The organism is Serratia sp. BW106 (assembly GCF_002607755.1).
GTDB classification, from domain to species: Bacteria; Pseudomonadota; Gammaproteobacteria; order Enterobacterales; family Enterobacteriaceae; genus Serratia; species Serratia proteamaculans.
Genome location: NZ_MCGS01000027.1, coordinates 1 through 20,013, shown reverse-complemented (window position 1 = coordinate 20,013; position 20,013 = coordinate 1). Strand labels below are relative to the sequence as shown.

Genomic DNA, 20,013 nt, shown 5'->3' with positions numbered 1-20,013 from the left:
TTTATGCCAACTCAGGATTAACGTAATAAGGAATTTCAGGCAGTAAATCACTCGCCAGCATCCCCCTGATTCCTTGTCTTGCCGCCACGCGATCGGCAGCTGCACCATGCACCACACATCCGGCACAGGCTGCATCATACAGCGAGAGCTTTTGTCCCAGCAAACCACCGATGATGCCCGACAGGACATCGCCCATCCCGCCTGAGGCCATACCGGCATTGCCGACGTCGGCGATCGCCATTTGACCTTGCCGATCGGCGATCAGCGTGCCGGCGCCTTTCAGCACGGCTACGCCGCCGTATTGCGCCACCAGGTTACGCACTGCAAGTAAGCGATCACTCTCAATCTCGGCGGTGTGGCATCCCAGCAGGCGTGCCGCCTCCCCAGGATGCGGGGTAATTACACGATTCTGACGCTTCTCGGGATTTAATGCCAGTAAGTTAAGCGCATCCGCGTCCCATAACGCCGGTTTATCACTGGCTTGCAATATTTTCAGCGCATTCCTACCCCATTCTCCCTGGCCCAATCCTGGGCCCACGACCAGCACATCTGCCCACCCGAGTGCCTGCTGCAGCGTCTCGTCACTCAAAGGCTGTACCATCAGCTCAGGTCTGGCGGTCAGCAAGGGTCCGACATGCTCAATGTGAGTAAGTACTCGCACTAATCCGGCACCGCTGCGTAAGGCCGCTTCTGCCGCCATGCGTATCGCGCCGCCAAAGCCGTGATCGCCACCGACCACCAGCAGCCGCCCTTGTTCACCTTTATGTGAGCAGGGACGACGCGGTTTCAGCCACTGGGGCAAGGATTCGGCAGTAAGCCGCTGAATCTGTGTCGGTTGCTTCGCCAACCAGCCAGATAATCCTAGCCTACTCTGGTGAAGTTGCCCGACCCAGTCACGGGCCTGACCGGTCAATAAGCCCGGTTTGAGGGCGATAAACGTCATAGTGTGCCTGGCGCGGATCACCGCCCCAGGCGCAGCGCCGCTTTCAGCCAACAGGCCAGAGGGAATGTCGAGTGCGATAACCGGTGCGGGGTGGCGATTAGCGGTTTCAATCAGGGCATGGTATGGCGCTCGTGGTGCGCTGCTCAACCCGGTGCCAAGCAGGCCGTCGATAATCAGGTCGATGCTCTCCGGCCAACGGCTCTCAGCCGGAAGAATTTCGCCGCCAGCAGCCAGCCAGGCCTGCCGTGCTTCGGCAGCCTCAGGCGGCAGTGGGCGCGTGCCTTCGCAGGCGATCAGACTGACCTTGACACCAGCCGCCGCTGCCAGCCTGGCGACCACGTAACCGTCACCGCCATTGTTGCCATGACCGCACAGCACCAGCCAGTGGTGGCCGGCCGGGTATTGGTCAAGCGCCAGGGTATAAGCGGCCTCTCCGGCACGTTGCATCAGTTGGTATAGTGAAATACCTTGCGAGGCGGCGGCGCTGGCTTCCGCACGCCGGATCCAGTCCGCAGACCAGACAGAGTGTGATAAACTGTCAGAGTATTGTTTTTCACTGTGGCCCGTCATGACTCACCCCCTCGATCTCAATCAGCTAGCCCAACATATCAAGCAATGGGGCCAATCGCTAGGATTCCAGCAGGTAGGCATCTGCGACACCGATCTCAGCGCGGAAGAGCCTAAACTACAGGCCTGGCTGGACAAACAATACCACGGCGAAATGGAATGGATGGCGCGCCACGGCATGCTGCGCGCCCGGCCTCATGAACTGCTGCCCGGCACGCTGCGAGTCATCAGCGTGCGCATGAACTACCTGCCGGCCAAAGCGGCCTTTGCCAGCACATTACAAAACCCTGAATTGGGCTATGTCAGCCGCTATGCGCTGGGGCGGGACTATCACAAACTGCTGCGCCAACGGCTGAAAAAGCTCGGCGACCAGATCCAGGCCTATTGCGGTGAGCTAAATTTTCGCCCTTTTGTTGACTCCGCACCGGTGATGGAACGCGCCTTGGCCTCCAAGGCCGGGATTGGCTGGGTTGGTAAACACTCACTTATTCTCAATCGCGAAGCCGGTTCCTGGTTCTTTCTCGGCGAACTGCTGATCGATCTGCCCCTGCCGGTAGACAAGCCGCAACAGGAACAATGTGGCCGCTGTGTCGCCTGTATCACCACCTGCCCGACCGGTGCCATCGTCGCGCCCTACACCGTGGACGCCCGACGCTGCATCTCCTACCTCACCATCGAACTGGAGGGCGCGATCCCGGAAGAGTTCCGCCCACTGTTAGGCAACCGTATTTACGGCTGCGATGATTGCCAACTGATCTGCCCGTGGAACCGTTTCTCACAGCTCACAGACGAAGATGACTTCAGCCCACGAGCTGCGTTGCATGCGCCGCAACTGATTGAACTGTTCGATTGGACGGAAGAGAAATTCCTGCGCATTACCGAAGGGTCCGCTATCCGGCGAATCGGCCATTTGCGCTGGTTGCGTAATATTGCCGTGGCATTAGGCAATGCCCCTTATCAGGATGCGATAGTCATTGCGCTGCGCTCCCGGTTGGAACAGGACGCCATGCTGGACGAACATATTCATTGGGCGCTGGAGCAGCAGTTGGGACGGCGCGAGGCACAGGGTATAGAAGTACAGACAACGCAGAAAAAACGATTGATTCGGGCTGTGGAAAAAGGATTACCGAGGGATGCCTAAACCCTTGCTTCCGGGCCCAACAGTCACTCTGTGGATTTGTGCATAAAAATAAAAATGCTTTGTCTTTCAACTGCAACAAAAAGAGCAAGTGATCGGTATAACGTTTTTCGATAAATAAAAATGCTTACGAATCAATGCAATAAATATTTCATTTCTGTGGCGTTGATTTTTTGAGCTGAGGGTATTATGTACGCTACCTGTGGATAAGTCTGTTCACAACATTTCGACAGGGTATGTATAACGGGACAAGAAGCCGCGCCGATAAAGGCGTTGGACTAAGTTAAACCGAAGATAAAATTGGAGCGGGAAACGAGACTCGAACTCGCGACCCCGACCTTGGCAAGGTCGTGCTCTACCAACTGAGCTATTCCCGCATTGAGATGCTTGTGCATCCGGCCATCAAACAACAACATGGCCTTTGAATTTTTTGGAGCGGGAAACGAGACTCGAACTCGCGACCCCGACCTTGGCAAGGTCGTGCTCTACCAACTGAGCTATTCCCGCGTCGCATGGGTACTACTTGATACTTTTTTTATTCATCACGCCACATAAAGCAGCATTGTTGAATTTGGAGCGGGAAACGAGACTCGAACTCGCGACCCCGACCTTGGCAAGGTCGTGCTCTACCAACTGAGCTATTCCCGCCCGGCGTAACGATGTCGGAACTAAACGAAATTCTTCATCGGTACGGGGTGCGCATTATACGAGAAATCCTTTCTGCCGCAAGCCCCTGAAAGCAAAAAAACACGTTTTTTGTTTGATTGCCGATTAAAGCGCCAAACTGGCTAATTAAGCGGCGGGATCGGCCGCTTTTGACAAGACGACCCCGGTAAAGGGGCCGTGCATCCATTACAACTTAATGAAATGCTCACGGTAATAGGCCAATTCGCCCACCGACTCACGGATATCATCCATTGCCTGATGAGTGCCCTGCTTTTTAAAACCGCTGAGAATTTCCGGCTTCCAACGACGCGCCAGCTCTTTCAAAGTACTGACGTCCAGATAGCGGTAATGGAAGTAGGCTTCCAGCTCAGGCATATAACGGGACAGGAAACGGCGGTCCTGGCCCACACTGTTACCGCAGATCGGTGATTTACCTGCCGGCACCCACTGCTGCAGGAAGGCAATGGTGGCCAGCTCGGCAGCATGATCATCGAATTGGCTGGCCTTCACCCGCTCCACCAACCCACTGCCGGTATGAGTGCGCACGTTCCAGTCATCCATCAGGCCAAGCTGCTCATCGGATTGATGCACGGCGATCACCGGCCCTTCCGCAAGAATGTTCAGATTGGCGTCAGTGACCAATGTAGCGATCTCGATGATACGATCGCGTTCAGGATCCAATCCGGTCATCTCCAGATCGATCCAAATCAGGTTATTTTCGTTTCCTGTCATGATATTTCCTGCGTAAAAGCCAAAAGATAAACAAACTGCAGACAAGGCGGCGACCAGCGCTGGCTACTTGCCGACGGAGGTCCGCTGCGCGTAGCGGCTAACAACGGTTATTTAATATAAAATAGCGTGTATCATAGTCGTTTTGGTCGCCATGAGCGATAAAGCGGATTCAAGTGAGGCGCAGTGAGCAAGAACAAACTGTCCAAAGGTCAAGAACGCCGCGTGCAGGCGAACCATCAACGTCGCCTGAAACGCACTGATAAGAAACCGGAATTGGATGATTCCCAGCTGGGCGAGCCGCAAGACGGCATCGTCATCAGCCGTTTCGGCATGCACGCCGACGTTGAAGCCGCGGATGGCACCCAGCACCGCTGCAATATCCGCCGGACATTGCGTTCGCTGGTGACCGGCGATCGCGTAGTGTGGCGCCCAGGCGTCGGCACCCATGCAGGGGTCAAAGGCATCGTCGAGGCCGTGCATGAACGCACTTCCGTCCTGAATCGTCCCGACATTTACGACGGCGTGAAACCCATCGCCGCCAATATCGATCAGATCGTCATCGTTTCCGCGATCCTGCCAGAGCTGTCACTGAATATGATCGACCGCTACCTGGTGGCTTGTGAAACGCTGGAGGTCGAACCGCTGATCGTGCTGAACAAAATCGATCTGCTGGATGCCGAAGCACGCAAGCACGTCGACGGCATGATGGATATCTATCGCCATATCGGCTATCGGGTGCTGGAAGTCTCCAGCCAGACGCGTGAAGGCATGGAGGCGTTTGAACAAGCGCTGGTTGATCGCATCAGTATCTTTGCCGGCCAGTCCGGGGTGGGTAAATCCAGCCTGTTGAATGCTCTGCTGCCACCGAGCGATAAGCAAATTCTGGTAAATCAGGTTTCCGATGTCTCAGGCCTCGGGCAACATACCACCACCGCCGCGCGGCTGTACCATTTCCAGCACGGCGGCGATGTGATCGATTCACCGGGTGTGCGTGAATTTGGTCTGTGGCATCTGGAGCCGGAACAAGTGACTCAAGCCTATGTCGAATTCCGTGACTATTTGGGCGGTTGCAAATTCCGCGACTGCCGCCACGACACCGACCCAGGCTGCGCCATCCGCGGAGCGATGGAGAAAGGCGATATCGCGAAAGAGCGTTTTGAAAACTACCATCGCATTCTGGAAAGCATGGCATCCGTGAAGGTTCGCAAGAACTTTACCGACGCCGCAGGCTGATAATACCGGGCGGCGTTGACTGTGGCGGAGCCACGGTTACAATGCGCGCCCTTTACCCCGATTCACGAGGTTAATGTGCTGGATAGCATCAAAATTAAATTGCAGTATTGGTTACCCAAGCTGGCGCTGACCCGTCTGGCTGGCTGGGGCGCGGATAAAAAAGCCGGTTGGCTGACCCAGTTGGTACTGAAGGCATTCGCCCGTTACTACCGTGTGAATATGCAAGAGTCGCAACACCCAGAGCTGAGTTCTTACGCCAGCTTCAACGAATTCTTTGTGCGCCCGCTGCGTGATGGCGTGCGTCCTATCATCAGCGATGCCAACTGGCTGGCGCTGCCTGCCGACGGTGCGATTAGCCAACTCGGCCCAATCAACGACGACCAGATTTTCCAGGCAAAAGGCCATTACTACAGCCTGGAAGCACTGCTGGCCGGCAACTACATGCTGGCCGAGCCGTTCCGCAATGGCCTGTTCGCCACCACTTACCTGGCACCGCGTGATTATCACCGCGTGCATATGCCGTGCGACGGCGTGCTGCGCGAAATGATTTACGTCCCGGGCGACCTGTTTTCCGTCAACCCGCTGACTGCCGCCAACGTGCCAAATCTGTTTGCCCGCAATGAGCGTGTGATCTGCGTATTCGATACCGCCATCGGCCCCATGGTGCAAATCCTGGTGGGTGCCACCATCGTTGGCAGCATCGAAACCGTCTGGGCCGGCACCGTTACGCCACCGCGCGAAGGGATCATCAAACGCTGGACCTATCCGGCAGAAGGCACTGAAGGCGCTATCGCACTGGAGAAAGGGGCAGAAATGGGCCGCTTCAAGCTGGGCTCAACGGTCATCAACCTGTTTACCCCAGGCAGCGTGCAGTTTGCCCCGCAGTTGAACAACGGCACCGTAACCCGCATGGGCGAGGCCTTCGCAGAAATCCCGGCTGTACCTGCCGCCGCACAAACACCGCAGATCTAAGGGAATTGATACTGTGCGCCTGATTATCACGCTATTGCTCGGTTGTTTATTGTCTCAATCGGTGCTGGCCGCCACGGTGCCTACCGAAAATCAGCTTAAACAGGAGCTGAAGCAGGTAGAGAGCACCAAGAACGCGCCTAATCAGGCGGAAACCACTGAGGCGCTGCAGAGCGCCCTTAACTGGTTATCGGAACGCAAAGAATCGTTGACCCGCGTTGAGCAGTATCAGCGGGTGATCGACGATTTCCCGAAGATGACGCAGGAACTGCGCCGTCAATTGGTGGTGGAAGACAGTAAGATCCTGCCGAACGGCGATAACCTGCCGGCCAGCGATCTCGAGCAGCAGATCTTGCAAACCAGCAGCCTGCTGCTGGAACAGGCTCGTCTGTTACAGCAGGAACAGGAGCGAACGCGGGAAATCAGCGATTCTCTTGGCCAATTGCCCCAGCAGCAGACCGATGCTCGCCGGGCGCTGACGGAAGTACAGCGCCGCCTGCAGGCTCAGCCCGCCAACCCGACCACCCCGCATGCTCAGGCCGCGCTGGCGTTATTACAAACCGAAGCCGCTGCGCGCAAGGCCAAAGTCGATGAACTCGAACTGGCACAACTGTCGGCCAATAATCGCCAGGAACTGGCGCGGATGCGCGCCGAGGTCTACAAAAAACGCCACGAGAAAATCGACATCCAGCTGCAGGCACTGCGTAATAACCTCAATGCCCAGCGGCAGCGTGAGGCCGAACTGGCACTGGAAAAAACCGAGCAGTTGGCCGAACAGAACGGTGACCTGCCGCAAAGTATCAGCCAGCAGCTACAGATCAACCGTGAGCTTTCCGCCGCGTTGAACAATCAGGCCCAGCGCATGGATCTGATCTCATCCCAACAACGTCAGGCTGCCGCGCAAACGCTGCAGGTGCGCCAGGCATTAAGCACCATTATCGAACAAGCCCAGTGGCTCGGCTCCTCATCGGCGCTGGGTGAAACCCTGCGTGCCCAGGTGGCGACACTGCCGGAAATGCCCAAGCCGCAGCAGTTGGACGGTGATATGGCCCAACTCCGTGTGCAACGGCTGCAGTTTGAAAGCCAGCTGGAGAAGCTCTCACAGCGTGAGTTTAAGCGCGACGACGGCAGTGAGCTGACCAGCGCGGAACGGCGTATCGTTGACGCCCAGTTGCGTACCCAGCGCGAACTGCTGAATTCACTGCTCTCGGGTTGTGATACCCAAATTCTCGAACTGACCAAGCTGAAAGTCGCCAACACCCAGCTGATTGAAGCGCTGAACGAAATCCGGGACGCCACCCACCGCTATCTGTTCTGGGTACCGGACATTAATCCGATCAACCTGTCCTACCCGATTAACGTGGCGCACGATCTCACCCTGTTACTGTCACTGGATACGCTGTCGCAGCTCGGCGGCGCCTTTATGATGATGGTCACCAGCAAAGAAACGCTGATCCCCATTTTCGGCGCCCTGCTGCTGGTGATTTTCAGCATCAGTTCCCGCAAGCACTACCACGCCTTCCTGACACGCGCCAGCAGCCGGGTGGGCAAAGTCACCCAGGATGAGTTCTTCCTGACGGTACGCACCGTGTTCTGGTCGATTCTGGTGGCGCTGCCGCTGCCGGTACTGTGGGCTGCGCTCGGCTTTGGCCTGCAAAGTGCCTGGAACTACCCGGTAGCCGAAGCCATCGGCAAGGGTGTCACCGCCACGTTGCCGATCTTGTGGGTCTGTATGATCTGCGCCGCCTTCGCCCATCCACAAGGGCTGTTTATCGTGCATTTCCGCTGGCCGGCGAAACAGGTTTCGCGCGCCATGCGTTACTACAAAATGTCGATCTGGCTGATCGTGCCGCTGATCATGGCGCTGATCACCTTCGATAGCCTGAAAGAACGCGAATTTGCCAACACCCTCGGTCGGCTGTGTTTTATCTTGCTGTGTCTGGCATTGGCTCTCGTGACCAACAGCCTGAAACGTGCCGGGATCCCGCTGTATCTGGACAAGAAAGGCTCCGGCGAGAACATGGTCAACACCGCGCTGTGGGGACTGCTGCTGTCGGCACCGGTTTTGGCAGCGCTGGCCTCGGCCGTCGGCTACCTGACCACTTCACAGGCGCTGCTGGCGCGTCTGGAAACCTCGGTCGCCATCTGGTTCTTCCTGCTGGTGATTTACCATATTATTCGCCGCTGGATGCTGATCCAGCGGCGGCGTATCGCCTTTGACCGTGCCAAGCAGCGCCGCGCCGATATCCTGGCTCAGCGTGCTCGCGGCGAGGAAGAAAGCTCACACACGCCTAACAGTACCGAAGGCTCGATGGACCTGGATGATTCGGAGATCGATCTGGACACCATCAGCGCCCAGTCGTTGCGGCTGGTCCGTTCGATCCTGACGATGATCGCGTTGGTGTCGGTGATCGTGCTGTGGTCAGAGATCCATTCCGCCTTTAGCTTCCTGGAAAATATCACCCTGTGGAACGTCAGCTCGACGGTCAATGGGGTAGATACCGCGCATCCGATTACCCTTGGTGCGGTATTGATCGCCATTCTGGTGCTGATTGTCACCATGCAGTTGGTACGCAACCTGCCGGCACTGCTGGAGCTGGCGGTACTGCAACACCTGGATCTGACGCCGGGCACCGGCTATGCCATTACCACCATCACCAAGTACCTGCTGTTGTTGTTCGGCGCCCTGCTCAGCTTCTCGTGGATCGGCATTGAATGGTCGAAACTGCAGTGGGTCGTGACCGCGCTCAGCGTGGGGTTGGGCTTCGGTATGCAGGAGATCTTCTCCAACTTTATCTCCGGCCTGATCATTTTGTTCGAAAAACCGATCCGCATCGGCGATACCGTAACGATCCGCAACCTGACCGGCAGCGTTACCAAGATCAATACTCGCGCCACCACCATTTCGGATTGGGATCGCAAAGAGATCATTGTGCCGAACAAGGCGTTTATCACCGAGCAGTTCATTAACTGGTCGCTGTCGGACAACCTGACCCGTGTAGTACTGACGGTGCCGGCGCCGGGAGAAGCCAACAGCGAAGAGGTGACCAAGATCCTGACCAACGCCGCCGAGCGCTGTTCGCTGGTGTTGGATACCCCGGCACCAGAGGTATATCTGGTCGATCTGCAGCAGGGTATCCAAATCTTTGAGCTGCGTATTTACGCCGCCGAGATGGGTCACCGCATGCCGCTACGCCACGAGATCCATCAGTTGATTCTGGCCGGTTACCGCGAGCATGGCATTACACTGCCATACCCACCGTTCCAGGTACGCAGCGAGACGCTATCGCGCTTGACCAGTAATGGCCGTACTCCGCCGTCAACGCCAGCGCCAAACACCAAACGCGAATCGGGCAGTCTGTAAGCGCAGAATGCAAAAAGGGTTCGGCGTGCAATGCAACACCGAACCCTTTTACCACCACAATATACCCTATGGCTTTCAAGTTGCAGCTAGGCGCCCAGCTCGCTCATCCCCAGGCGCTTACTTGAGTAAGTAACTGGGGTGAGCTAGTGCAGGTAACAACGCTGCAGCTTGAAAGACGACGGGTATCGCGGTTACGCGCGCCCAACCGGGAAGGCAATCACTTCACTCAGGCTCTCGGCCCCCAACGCCAGCATCACCAGGCGGTCAACCCCCAGCGCCACACCGGAGCATTCAGGCATGCCGTGCTGCAAAGCGTCCAGCAGGTTGTTATCAATCGGGTGCTGTGGCAGGCCACGTTCCGCACGCTTGCGGTTGTCCTGTGCAAAGCGCTGACCTTGCTCGCGGCTGTCCGTCAGTTCACGGAAGCCATTCGCCAGCTCAATACCTTTGAAATAGACCTCGAAACGCTCCGCTACCCGGTGATCTTCGGTGCTGATCTCCGCCAGCGATGCCTGGCTGGCCGGGAAGTGATAGACGAACGCCGGCTTGTCACGGCCAATGTGCGGCTCCACGCCGACGGTGAACAACAACTGCAACAGCGTATCGCGATCTTCTTCGGTATCGGCAATGTTGCTCAGATCAAGCTTGGCCGCCGCTTCACGTAGCTGCGCCTTCTCCGCTGACAGCGGATCGATATCCAGATGACGCAAGAAAGCTTGCTGATATGACAGAGTTTCCGCGCTGTCGCAATCCAGCACCTGCTGCAGCAGATCGTCCACCTCGTTCATCAGCCGGTACATGTCGTAATGCGGACGGTACCACTCCAGCATGGTGAATTCAGGGTTGTGGTGACGGCCGGCTTCCTCATTACGGAAACTACGTCCCATCTGATAGATCGGACCGCTACCCGCCGCCAACAGCCGCTTCATGTGGTATTCCGGGCTGGTCATCATGTACAGCGTCAGGCCATCCGCCGCGCCGGGCCCGACAAAACGCGTCTGGAACGGGAACAGGTGGATATCGGTGACCGTCGCCTGGCTCATGGTTGGCGTCTCAACTTCCAACACGCCACGATCGGCGAAGAAACGCCGGATCTCAGTCAGGATCGCTGCGCGCTTCAACAAATTGGCGATGGGTGCACTTGGCTGCCAGCTTGCCGTTTCGCTCATGGTAATTACTCCGAAATCAAACAGGGGATGCAGTCTACTCGTATCCCGGCATGCAAACAAATTCTTAACAGGCAGGACGCTTTTAACCGGGCCATTAACTGATAAAGCGTTAGTAATAAGGTTAAAAAAAGGTGAATAAACGTTAAATCCTGCTGGCAGTAAATTATCCTTCCGGCCAGCGGTTAAAAGGCAAAACAATCGATCACATCAAATTTCTTCTACTTAACTTTAGGTATAGTTAATTCCACATTATTGGTGGGAGATATCTATCCTTAGTGTTAATGCAACGATAATGAACTCAGTTAGTTAGCACCCGAAGAATTTTTATAAATATTAAGCATAGATATTTAATTTGCCGTTCTTAACAAGAATATTGGAGGAATGCAGTGCAAACCTTTAACGCCGATCTTGCCATTATTGGGGCCGGGGGTGCTGGTTTACGTGCAGCAATAGCCGCAGCGGAAGCCAACCCCCAACTGAAAATCGCGCTTATCTCAAAAGTCTACCCGATGCGCAGCCATACGGTGGCCGCTGAAGGAGGCTCCGCCGCCGTCACTCAGGATCACGATAGCTTCGACTACCACTTCAACGACACCGTTGCCGGGGGCGATTGGCTGTGTGAGCAGGATGTGGTCGACCATTTCGTTCACAACTGCCCGCGCGAAATGACCCAACTTGAACAATGGGGCTGCCCATGGAGCCGTAAAGAAGACGGTTCGGTCAACGTACGTCGCTTCGGCGGCATGAAGATTGAACGCACCTGGTTCGCCGCCGACAAAACCGGCTTCCACATGCTGCACACCCTGTTCCAAACCTCCCTCAAATACCCGCAAATCCAGCGTTTCGACGAGCACTTTGTACTGGATATTCTGGTAGATGATGGCCAGGCCCGCGGCCTGGTAGCGATGAACATGATGGAAGGTACTCGCGTACAGATCCGCGCCAATGCCGTGATCATGGCGACCGGCGGTGCCGGCCGCGTGTATCGCTATAACACCAACGGCGGCATCGTCACCGGTGATGGTATGGGCATGGCGTTCCACCACGGCATCCCCCTGCGTGATATGGAGTTCGTCCAATATCACCCTACCGGCCTGCCGGGTTCCGGTATCCTGATGACCGAAGGCTGCCGTGGTGAAGGCGGTATTCTGGTAAACAAAGACGGCTATCGTTACCTGCAGGACTACGGCATGGGTCCGGAAACTCCGCTGGGTGAGCCAAAGAACAAATACATGGAGCTGGGTCCGCGTGACAAAGTCTCGCAGGCCTTCTGGCACGAATGGCGTGCCGGTCGCACCGTCCCTACCCCACGTGGTGATGTGGTCTATCTCGACCTGCGTCACCTGGGTGAGAAGAAACTGCTGGAACGCCTGCCGTTCATCTGTGAACTGGCCAAGGCCTACGTCGGTGTCGATCCGGTGAAAGAGCCGATCCCGGTGCGCCCAACCGCGCACTACACCATGGGCGGCATTGAAACCGATCAAAACTGCGAAACCCGTATCAAGGGGCTGTTTGCCGTCGGCGAATGTTCCTCCGTCGGCCTGCACGGCGCCAACCGCCTGGGTTCCAATTCACTGGCGGAACTGGTGGTGTTCGGCCGGGTGGCCGGTGAGCAAGCCGCTCGCCGCGCGCTGGAAACCGGCCCGGCCAACGGCAGTGCCCTGGATGCTCAAGGGCGCGACGTCGAAACCCGGCTGAGCAACCTGATGAAGCAGGAAGGCAACGAAAACTGGGCCAAAATCCGCGACGAGATGGGCATGTCGATGGAAGAAGGCTGCGGTATTTACCGTACACCGGAACTGATGCAGAAAACCGTCGATAAACTGGCTGAGCTGAAAGAACGCTTTAAGCGCGTCAAAATTACCGACAGCTCCAGCGTATTCAATACCGATCTGCTGTACACAATCGAGCTGGGTTACGGGCTGGACGTGGCCGAATGCATGGCACACTCCGCCTTAAACCGCAGAGAGTCCCGCGGTGCTCACCAGCGTCTGGACGAAGGCTGTACCGAACGTGACGACGTGAACTTCCTCAAGCATACGCTGGCGTTCCATAACCCGAACGGCGCACCCCGCCTGGAATACAGCGACGTGAAGATCACCAAACTGCCACCGGCCAAACGTGTGTACGGCGCTGAAGCCGAAGCGCAGGATAAAAAGGATAAGGAGCAGGCAAATGGCTGAGATGAACACGCTGAAAATCGAGGTCATGCGCTATAACCCGGAACGCGACTCTGAGCCGCATTTCGAGACCTTCGCGGTGCCTTATGATGAGCAAACCTCGTTGCTCGACGCCTTGGGCTACATCAAGGATAACCTGGCCCCCGACCTTTCCTACCGCTGGTCATGCCGTATGGCAATCTGCGGCTCGTGCGGCATGATGGTCAACCGGGTGCCGAAGCTGGCCTGTAAAACCTTCCTGCGCGAATATACCGGCGGCATGAAGGTAGAAGCGCTGGGCAACTTCCCGATTGAACGCGATCTGGTGGTCGATATGACCCACTTTATCGAAAGTCTGGAAGCGATTAAGCCTTACATCATCGGCAATAACCGCAAACCGGAAGATGGCCCTAACGTGCAGACGCCGGCGCAGATGGCCAAGTATCACCAGTTCTCCGGTTGCATCAACTGCGGCCTGTGCTATGCCGCTTGCCCGCAGTTCGGTCTGAATCCAGAGTTTATCGGCCCGGCGGCCATCACTCTGGCGCACCGCTACAACCTGGATGACCGCGATCACGGCCAGAAACAGCGTATGGCGCAGCTCAATGGTGAAAACGGCGTCTGGAGTTGTACCTTTGTCGGCTACTGCTCTGAAGTTTGTCCGAAGCACGTCGACCCGGCCGCTGCTATTCAGCAGGGCAAGGTAGAGAGTGCCAAAGACTTCATGATCGCCATGCTGAAGCCGCAATAAGGGAGATAAACAGTAATGACAACACAACGTAAGCCCTATGTGCGCACCATGACGCCGACCTGGTGGCAAAAGCTCGGCTTCTACCGTTTCTATATGCTGCGAGAAAGTACCTCGGTACCGGCAGTCTGGTTCAGTATCGTGCTGATCTACGGTGTCTTTGCGCTGAAAGGCGGCGTGGACAGCTGGGCGGGTTTCGTCGGTTTTCTGCAAAACCCGCTGGTACTGCTGATTAACGTCGTCGCCCTGCTGGCCGCGCTGCTGCATACCAAGACCTGGTTCGATTTGGCGCCGAAAGCCGCCAATATAGTGGTCAACAGCGAGAAAATGGGCCCGGGGCCCATAGTGAAAACGCTGTGGGCGGTGACCCTGATCGCCAGCGTGGTCATCCTGGCCGTGGCCTTGGTGTAATCCGGAGGAAACATGATAAATCAAGCACCTAAACGCTCAGACGAACCGGTTTTCTGGGGATTATTCGGCGCCGGCGGCATGTGGGGAGCGATCATTGCCCCCGCTATCGTACTGTTGGTCGGCATTCTGCTGCCGCTGGGGTTGTTTCCCGGCGATGCGCTGGGCTACGACCGCGTACTGGCATTCTGCCAAAGCCTGATCGGCCGCCTGTTCCTGCTGCTGATGATTATCCTGCCGCTATGGTGCGGTCTTCACCGTATCCACCATGCGATGCATGATCTGAAAATCCATGTGCCGGCCGGCAAATGGGTATTCTACGGCCTGGCTGCAATCCTCAGCGTCGTGACCGTTATCGGCGTAGTGACCCTGTAAACCCCTTCTGGCGGCCCACTTTCGTAGGTCGCCAGCCCTGCCTTTGGGCTACACTGTTTAACTCAATAAGGTAAACAGGAGTCACCCATGCATTTCTGGTCAAAACTTTGTGTGATGCTTTCCGCCCTGCTCTCTGTCGCTTGCAGCGTTTCCCCGCCGAAGGACGTCAAAGTAGTGAATAATTTCGACAGCCAGCGCTATCTTGGAACCTGGTACGAAATCGCTCGCCTTGACCACCGCTTCGAACGTGGCCTTGAACAGGTCACCGCCAATTACACCCCACGCGAAGATGGCGGCCTGAAAGTGATTAACCGTGGCTTTAATACGCAAAAACAACAGTGGCAAGAAAGCACCGGCAAAGCCTATTTCATTGGCTCACCGCAGGTGGCTGCGCTAAAAGTGTCGTTCTTTGGGCCTTTCTATGGCGGGTATAACGTGATTGAGTTGGATACGGATTACCGCTACGCGCTGGTCTGCGGCCCGAACCGGGATTACTTGTGGATCCTGTCGCGCACGCCAGAGCTGGACGCTGCCACACGCGACAGGTTATTACAAACCGCGAAGAACAACGGCTTTGCTATCGATAAGCTGATTTGGGTAAAACAGTCGCAGAATCAGTGACTGCTGAACTTCAGCCCGAGTATGCCAACAACGATCAGGCACAGGCTGAGAATGCGCGCAATATTGGTTGATTCGCCCAGTAACACCATCCCCATAATCGCTGCCCCTACTGCACCAATACCGGTCCATACCGCGTAGGCCGTGCCGGCAGGCAACGTTTTCATCGCATGCGCCAACAACAGCATACTGACCACCATGGCGGCAATAGTGATAAGGCTGGGGGTCAGGCGGGTAAAACCATGGGTGTATTTCAGGCCGATAGCCCAAACCACTTCAAGTAAACCGGCAATAAGCAGAATAATCCAAGCCATGTAACAGGCTCCATTACGATGGGGTCGTCCCCGAATGCAGATGCGTAAACAGGTCGTCCCGTTTAGCGTTGTGATATGCGCAGAGATTATACCTTCCGCTGGAGAGGATAACAGCACAAAGGTGCTTGCAGGAGGAAGTTCAGCAGGGGAAACGGTATCCCACGACGATGCCTGTTCGTGGCGGTTCGCGGAATACCGCAGAAATCAGCAAGGTAAGTTATTGCGCGCTACGCTGGATGGCCTTACCGCCAGCCTGAATATCTTCGCCTACGCCCTGAGTGGTATTGCATGCGGTCAATGAGGTTAAGATCATCAAAGAGAAAATCGCGATAATACTTTTCTTCAGCATATGAAAGCCCTTATTTGTCAGTGAGGAAAAAGTACGGCTTTCTAAGCTTAGTAAATATCAGCGGGAGTTGCTGTTTAAAACGGTCTTATTTCGCACTATTACATTAGTGCATTTGATACTTATTAACTGGCTGTTCGCGAGATAGCGCCGCCGAGGTGCTGAACGTCTTCACCGAAGCCACGGAAAGTATTACACCCGCTAAGGGACATCAGTAACAACAGGGAGATAATGGCCAACAGAGTTTTCTTCATTATGTGGATTCTGCCAACAATATGCGGGAGGGGTAAACAAAGGAGCCACGCTGGGCTCCTTTGTTTTGAAACTTATTTTACGCGTGAAACGTATTCGCCAGAGCGGGTGTCAACACGGACAACTTCGCCAATCTGTACGAACAATGGCACTTTAACTACTGCGCCGGTGCTCAGGGTTGCAGGCTTGCCGCCGGTACCGGCAGTATCGCCTTTCAGGCCTGGGTCGGTATCAGTGATTTCAGCTTCGATGAAGTTCGGTGGCTGAACTGCGATAGGACGACCATCCCACAGGGTAACGATACATTCCGCGTTATCTTGCAGCCATTTTGCCGCGTCAGATACGGTTTTTTCTTCAACCCCGTGCTGCTCGAAAGTTTCTGGGTGCATGAAGTGATAGAACTCACCGTCGTTGTACAGGTAGTTCATGTTGGTATCTACCACGTCTGCGCCTTCGCAAGAGTCGGTAGATTTAAAGGTTTTTTCAACGCGGCTGCCGGTCAGCAGACGACGCATTTTAACGCGTGCAAACGCCTGGCCCTTGCCCGGCTTAACGAACTCACTGGATTCGATAGCGTAAGGTTCGCCCTCGAACATGATTTTAAGACCCGGACGGAAATCGTTGCTAGAATAAGTCGCCATGATGGCCCTCTGAATATTTAAACTGGTAGCTTAGCCAAAAAAATGGCACACATTATAACCCAAAATACGGCATATAGAGAAGATTGGTTGCATCAACTCGCCGATGTTATTACCGATCCCGATGAATTACTGCAGCTTTTGTCACTGAATACGCATCCGGAACTGCCACAGGGCCGCGAAGCACGCCAGCTCTTTGCGTTGCGCGTCCCTCGCGCCTTCGCTGCACGCATGCGTCCGGGTGATGCCAATGACCCGCTGTTGCGTCAGGTACTGACCGTCAGCGAGGAATTCATCAACGCCCCCGGCTTCACCACCGATCCGCTGGATGAACAGCGTAGCGTGGTGCCAGGACTGCTGCATAAATACCGTAATCGTGCTTTGCTGCTGGTTAAAGGCGGCTGTGCGGTCAACTGCCGCTACTGCTTCCGCCGCCATTTTCCGTATCAGGACAACCAGGGCAATAAGGCCAACTGGCGTCAGGCGTTGGATTATATCCGTCAACACCCGGAACTGGATGAGATTATTTTCTCCGGTGGTGATCCACTGATGGCAAAGGACCACGAACTGGACTGGTTGATCGGTGAACTTGAAGCCATTACGCATCTAAAACGCCTGCGTATCCACACGCGTTTGCCCGTGGTTATCCCCGCGCGTATTACTCCAGAGCTGTGTCGGCGGCTGTCGGCGTCGCGTCTTCAGGTACTGATGGTCACCCACATCAACCATGCCAATGAAATTGACCGCGAGCTGCAAGCCAGCATGGCACAACTGCGTCTGGCTGGCGTCACGCTGCTGAATCAAAGCGTGCTGCTGCGCGGTATCAATGACGATGCCGATACGCTGGCGGCCCTGAGCAACGCACTGTTTGACGCTGGTATTCTGCCTTATTACATCCACGTGCTGGATAAGGTGCAGGGTGCAGCGCACTTTATGGTCAGCGACGACGAGGCGCGCGCTATCATGCAGGCACTGTTGAGCAAGGTTTCCGGCTATTTGGTGCCGCGTTTGACCCGCGAAGTCGGCGGAAAGCCAAGCAAAACCCCTCTCGATCTGCACCTGATGCAAAACTGACTGACGGATATATTGCAGATACAAAAAGAGGCATGCCGGGGCATGCCTCTTTTTTATGTTACGAGTTGCTCATTAGGCCGTTACGGGCACTTATAAACCTGGCCGGCCATTTTGCTGTCCAGCGGGGCAAAGCTTGAAAGCAGGTTCTGACTTGGGCTGGTTGCGCCATAAATCACATTGCCGCCCATCGCTGCGGCCTTGTTGCGCAGATCGTTTGCCGCGCCACGCATGGAGCTGCCTTCACCCCCGTTACCGGACAACCAGTTGCTCTGGGTGCCCGTCACTTCGCCAACCAGCTGGCACTCTGCTGCCGGTTTGGTGTCGGTAAATTTAACCTGCTGACCTGCGGCGGACAGTTCATTGGTGCTGCTGCAACCTGCCAGCAGCACAGCTGCCGAAAGACCCAGTAAGGCTTTAATCCGCATCTTGTTCCCCATATGATATTGAGAATTTCGCAAAAGCTTATCAGAAAGCGATGCCATCTCTTAAGCATCCGTTGCCACTGGTGCCAGGCCAACGTCTTGAGCGACAGCTGATGAAAGATCAGTTTACCAGCTAAATCAGCCTGGTCTGCAAAAATATCATCAAATACAGTGCGACTAAGCACGCAAATACCCATCAATCCACGTTTATCCCATCCCGATGAGTTGATTTTCAGGGTTAATAAGAACCCAACAACTTAAAAAACCTTATATTCATCGAATTTGAGACTACCCGATCTCAATTTTGTGCCACCTTGACGCCAAAGCTCCATTCTCCTTTTTATTCTGTTTTATGGACTCAATCATCGAGGGATATTCTTAATATGAACGGGCAAAAAAACAAAGGGTTACTTCTCCTTTCCAGCGGCGTAATGCTGGCGCTCAGCGGTGCGGCTCATGCCGAAGGCGGTACAGCAGAAAAGGGCATGGGACAATTCAATATTGAATGCCTGTTGTCCCATACCTTACCAGACGATCCGATGATGGCATTTGGCCGCCCGGGGGAATCCATGGTGCACGATTTTTTTGGTAACAAAGAGGCCAATGCCTATAGCACAGTAGATTCGCTGATGGCCAAGCCTGATAACACCTGCACTTCAATGGCCGATGGATCCGCCTACTGGGCACCACAAATGTTGGATACCACCAACGGGGAGATCATTGAGCCTGATCATATGAAAACCTACTACCGTAATGCCGATACCCGCTATCCGGTGGTCGCTTTTCCCAAAGGCTTGCAGTTAATGGTCGGGCAACACGAAAGCAGCAGTGCCAAAGAAGGCGTCCTTTATTTTTGTAAAACGGATGAGGGCGGCCATTACACCCGGGATCCTTTGGAAACCTGTCCAACCTATGGCGATGGTCGCACGCAATTTAACCTGGCATTTTCCTTCCCCAACTGCTGGGACGGCAAACACCTGGCCCCTCCGCATCATGGGCCACGCAATGCGGTATATGATGTAGACGGCGTTTGCCCATCCAACTACCCGGTTAAGATTCCGTTGCTGCAGATGAATATTGCTTACGTACTCCCTAACGGAACCAAACTCTCAGCCCTGCGGTTATCGATGAACCCTACCATCACCGGGGGACGGGTTGAGCCCAAATGGGGCAGTCTGTACACCGCTCATGCTGATTTCTTTAATGGCTGGCGTGAGAACACCCTAAAATATGCCACCCATCACTGTCTTAATAGCGACGTCCTGTGCGATAAAAACCTGCCAAGTCTCTACGAGCCGGCGATCGCCGACAGCTATACGCTCGGTGGCGAGTTTGCCAATGCCAACTACGGCAGTGAACCCCGCATGCTGACCCAATATGGCACTGATGACTCACCGGAAAAACGTAAAACCGCCTATTTCAAATTCAAGCTGCCCGAAGAAAAAGAGCTGGACGGAGTGCCCTACAATGGTATTTTCCTGCGTTTCCACAGCAGCAATATCAACGATAACTCAAGCCACATGCTGCGTTTCTATGAGACCAGCACCGAGTGGGATGAAGAGACTTTGACCCAGCGTAATGCCCCAGCCTGCGGTGGGAGACAAGTTTCACGTTCCTGGGTGGGCGCAAATGGCGACTATCGCAACTCGGAGGATATTAGCAACGTAATCAAAGCCGCATGGGCCAGAGGTGCTCGAGAAATATCCTTCTGCGTCACAACCAATTACGGTAAAGAGGCGGCCTTGAGTACCCACGAGAGCGAGTATCCGGCATTTCTGTTCTTCAATAGTCAGCAAAAAGCCACTGCACCTGCGGAAGACTGATCCCACAGAGCATAAAAAAACCCCGGCCAATTGACCGCAATGCCGTTCACTTAAG

General features: G+C 55.2%; 19 protein-coding genes and 3 tRNA genes. 11 read left to right on the top strand and 11 right to left on the bottom strand.

The features are described from left to right. Position 1 precedes the first annotated feature (1 nt). The gene (gene nnr / locus BEI65_RS17790; protein ID WP_099064465.1) at positions 2-1,513 is read right to left on the bottom strand and encodes a bifunctional ADP-dependent NAD(P)H-hydrate dehydratase/NAD(P)H-hydrate epimerase; all 1,512 of its coding nucleotides are present in this window, start codon (positions 1,511-1,513) and stop codon (positions 2-4) included. Between nnr and queG the strand changes: the two genes are divergently transcribed. After that, entirely contained in the window at positions 1,512-2,651 is a 1,140-nt protein-coding gene (queG, locus tag BEI65_RS17785; RefSeq protein WP_099064464.1) for a tRNA epoxyqueuosine(34) reductase QueG, read from the top strand. The genes nnr and queG overlap by 2 nt on opposite strands. A 298-nt stretch (positions 2,652-2,949) precedes the next feature. Here queG and BEI65_RS17780 read toward each other — a convergent pair. The 4 genes from BEI65_RS17780 to orn form a co-directional block, all read right to left on the bottom strand. Next, positions 2,950-3,025, bottom strand: a tRNA-Gly gene (locus tag BEI65_RS17780). A 54-nt stretch (positions 3,026-3,079) separates the two neighbouring features. Beyond that, a tRNA-Gly gene (locus BEI65_RS17775) sits at positions 3,080-3,155 on the bottom strand. A 65-nt stretch (positions 3,156-3,220) separates the two neighbouring features. Further along, positions 3,221-3,296: transfer RNA gene (locus BEI65_RS17770), tRNA-Gly, on the bottom strand. 204 nt (positions 3,297-3,500) lie between these two features. Further along, positions 3,501-4,046, bottom strand: a complete 546-nt coding sequence (gene orn / locus BEI65_RS17765) for an oligoribonuclease (RefSeq protein WP_099064463.1) — start codon at positions 4,044-4,046, stop codon at positions 3,501-3,503. Between the two features lie 183 nt (positions 4,047-4,229). On the opposite strand from orn, the gene rsgA reads away from it, so the two are divergent. The 3 genes from rsgA (at position 4,230) to mscM (ending at position 9,612) form a co-directional block, all read left to right on the top strand. Next, complete coding sequence (gene rsgA / locus BEI65_RS17760; protein WP_078459334.1) at positions 4,230-5,279, top strand: small ribosomal subunit biogenesis GTPase RsgA; 1,050 nt, start codon at positions 4,230-4,232, stop codon at positions 5,277-5,279. Between the two features lie 75 nt (positions 5,280-5,354). Next, positions 5,355-6,251, top strand: coding sequence for an archaetidylserine decarboxylase (asd, locus tag BEI65_RS17755; RefSeq protein ID WP_099064462.1), 897 nt, complete (start codon positions 5,355-5,357; stop codon positions 6,249-6,251). A gap of 13 nt (positions 6,252-6,264) precedes the next feature. Then, on the top strand, positions 6,265-9,612 hold the full coding sequence (gene mscM / locus BEI65_RS17750; RefSeq protein WP_099064461.1) for a miniconductance mechanosensitive channel MscM: 3,348 nt from the start codon (positions 6,265-6,267) through the stop codon (positions 9,610-9,612). A 191-nt stretch (positions 9,613-9,803) separates the two neighbouring features. Here the strand turns inward: mscM and epmA are convergent, their stop codons facing one another. Beyond that, positions 9,804-10,781: an elongation factor P--(R)-beta-lysine ligase gene (gene epmA / locus BEI65_RS17745; protein WP_099064460.1), complete on the bottom strand. Its 978-nt coding sequence runs from the start codon at positions 10,779-10,781 to the stop codon at positions 9,804-9,806. A gap of 386 nt (positions 10,782-11,167) precedes the next feature. Between epmA and frdA the strand changes: the two genes are divergently transcribed. From frdA to blc, 5 genes are all read left to right on the top strand, one after another. Beyond that, positions 11,168-12,964, top strand: a complete 1,797-nt coding sequence (gene frdA, locus BEI65_RS17740) for a fumarate reductase (quinol) flavoprotein subunit (protein ID WP_099064459.1) — start codon at positions 11,168-11,170, stop codon at positions 12,962-12,964. Continuing rightward, entirely contained in the window at positions 12,957-13,691 is a 735-nt protein-coding gene (locus tag BEI65_RS17735; protein ID WP_099064458.1) for a succinate dehydrogenase/fumarate reductase iron-sulfur subunit, read from the top strand. The genes frdA and BEI65_RS17735 overlap by 8 nt, the downstream gene beginning before the upstream one ends. Before the next feature lie 15 nt (positions 13,692-13,706). Next, on the top strand, positions 13,707-14,099 hold the full coding sequence (frdC, locus tag BEI65_RS17730; protein WP_085119382.1) for a fumarate reductase subunit FrdC: 393 nt from the start codon (positions 13,707-13,709) through the stop codon (positions 14,097-14,099). Positions 14,100-14,111: 12 nt separating this feature from the next. After that, positions 14,112-14,471 (top strand): fumarate reductase subunit FrdD, encoded by a 360-nt coding sequence (gene frdD, locus BEI65_RS17725; RefSeq protein WP_085119381.1) that lies wholly within the window; start codon positions 14,112-14,114, stop codon positions 14,469-14,471. Positions 14,472-14,558: 87 nt separating this feature from the next. Next, complete coding sequence (gene blc, locus BEI65_RS17720; protein WP_099064457.1) at positions 14,559-15,092, top strand: outer membrane lipoprotein Blc; 534 nt, start codon at positions 14,559-14,561, stop codon at positions 15,090-15,092. Here the strand turns inward: blc and sugE are convergent. The 4 genes from sugE to efp all read right to left on the bottom strand — a co-directional run bounded on the left by sugE (position 15,086) and on the right by efp (position 16,642). Then, the gene (gene sugE / locus BEI65_RS17715) at positions 15,086-15,403 is read right to left on the bottom strand and encodes a quaternary ammonium compound efflux SMR transporter SugE (RefSeq protein WP_017891350.1); all 318 of its coding nucleotides are present in this window, start codon (positions 15,401-15,403) and stop codon (positions 15,086-15,088) included. The two genes, blc and sugE, sit on opposite strands and share 7 nt — an antisense overlap. Positions 15,404-15,620: 217 nt before the next feature. Beyond that, positions 15,621-15,752 carry an entericidin A/B family lipoprotein gene (locus tag BEI65_RS17710; RefSeq protein ID WP_044553925.1) on the bottom strand — a complete coding sequence of 44 codons (132 nt, stop codon included), beginning with the start codon at positions 15,750-15,752 and terminating at the stop codon, positions 15,621-15,623. 122 nt (positions 15,753-15,874) lie between these two features. Beyond that, complete coding sequence (locus tag BEI65_RS17705; RefSeq protein WP_085119376.1) at positions 15,875-16,006, bottom strand: entericidin A/B family lipoprotein; 132 nt, start codon at positions 16,004-16,006, stop codon at positions 15,875-15,877. Between the two features lie 69 nt (positions 16,007-16,075). Next, entirely contained in the window at positions 16,076-16,642 is a 567-nt protein-coding gene (gene efp, locus BEI65_RS17700; RefSeq protein WP_004952647.1) for an elongation factor P, read from the bottom strand. Positions 16,643-16,684: 42 nt separating this feature from the next. Between efp and epmB the strand changes: the two genes are divergently transcribed. After that, positions 16,685-17,713 carry an EF-P beta-lysylation protein EpmB gene (gene epmB, locus BEI65_RS17695; RefSeq protein ID WP_099064456.1) on the top strand — a complete coding sequence of 343 codons (1,029 nt, stop codon included), beginning with the start codon at positions 16,685-16,687 and terminating at the stop codon, positions 17,711-17,713. Between the two features lie 80 nt (positions 17,714-17,793). On the opposite strand, the gene BEI65_RS17690 is transcribed toward epmB, so the two are convergent. Then, positions 17,794-18,138, bottom strand: coding sequence for a DUF4156 domain-containing protein (locus BEI65_RS17690; protein ID WP_012004874.1), 345 nt, complete (start codon positions 18,136-18,138; stop codon positions 17,794-17,796). A gap of 380 nt (positions 18,139-18,518) precedes the next feature. Between BEI65_RS17690 and BEI65_RS17685 the strand changes: the two genes are divergently transcribed. After that, a complete protein-coding gene (locus BEI65_RS17685; RefSeq protein WP_232519116.1) occupies positions 18,519-19,958 on the top strand; it encodes a DUF1996 domain-containing protein in 1,440 nt (479 codons plus the stop codon). Positions 19,959-20,013 lie beyond the last annotated feature (55 nt).

Coding starts and splice junctions, on each gene's coding strand:
- queG (WP_099064464.1), top strand. CDS start 1,512: ATGACTCACCCCCTCGATCTCAATCAGCTAGCCCAACATATCAAGCAA.
- nnr (WP_099064465.1), bottom strand. CDS start 1,513: ATGACGGGCCACAGTGAAAAACAATACTCTGACAGTTTATCACACTCT.
- orn (WP_099064463.1), bottom strand. CDS start 4,046: ATGACAGGAAACGAAAATAACCTGATTTGGATCGATCTGGAGATGACC.
- epmA (WP_099064460.1), bottom strand. CDS start 10,781: ATGAGCGAAACGGCAAGCTGGCAGCCAAGTGCACCCATCGCCAATTTG.
- BEI65_RS17735 (WP_099064458.1), top strand. CDS start 12,957: ATGGCTGAGATGAACACGCTGAAAATCGAGGTCATGCGCTATAACCCG.
- frdC (WP_085119382.1), top strand. CDS start 13,707: ATGACAACACAACGTAAGCCCTATGTGCGCACCATGACGCCGACCTGG.
- frdD (WP_085119381.1), top strand. CDS start 14,112: ATGATAAATCAAGCACCTAAACGCTCAGACGAACCGGTTTTCTGGGGA.
- blc (WP_099064457.1), top strand. CDS start 14,559: ATGCATTTCTGGTCAAAACTTTGTGTGATGCTTTCCGCCCTGCTCTCT.
- sugE (WP_017891350.1), bottom strand. CDS start 15,403: ATGGCTTGGATTATTCTGCTTATTGCCGGTTTACTTGAAGTGGTTTGG.
- BEI65_RS17710 (WP_044553925.1), bottom strand. CDS start 15,752: ATGCTGAAGAAAAGTATTATCGCGATTTTCTCTTTGATGATCTTAACC.
- efp (WP_004952647.1), bottom strand. CDS start 16,642: ATGGCGACTTATTCTAGCAACGATTTCCGTCCGGGTCTTAAAATCATG.
- epmB (WP_099064456.1), top strand. CDS start 16,685: ATGGCACACATTATAACCCAAAATACGGCATATAGAGAAGATTGGTTG.
- BEI65_RS17690 (WP_012004874.1), bottom strand. CDS start 18,138: ATGCGGATTAAAGCCTTACTGGGTCTTTCGGCAGCTGTGCTGCTGGCA.
- BEI65_RS17685 (WP_232519116.1), top strand. CDS start 18,519: ATGAACGGGCAAAAAAACAAAGGGTTACTTCTCCTTTCCAGCGGCGTA.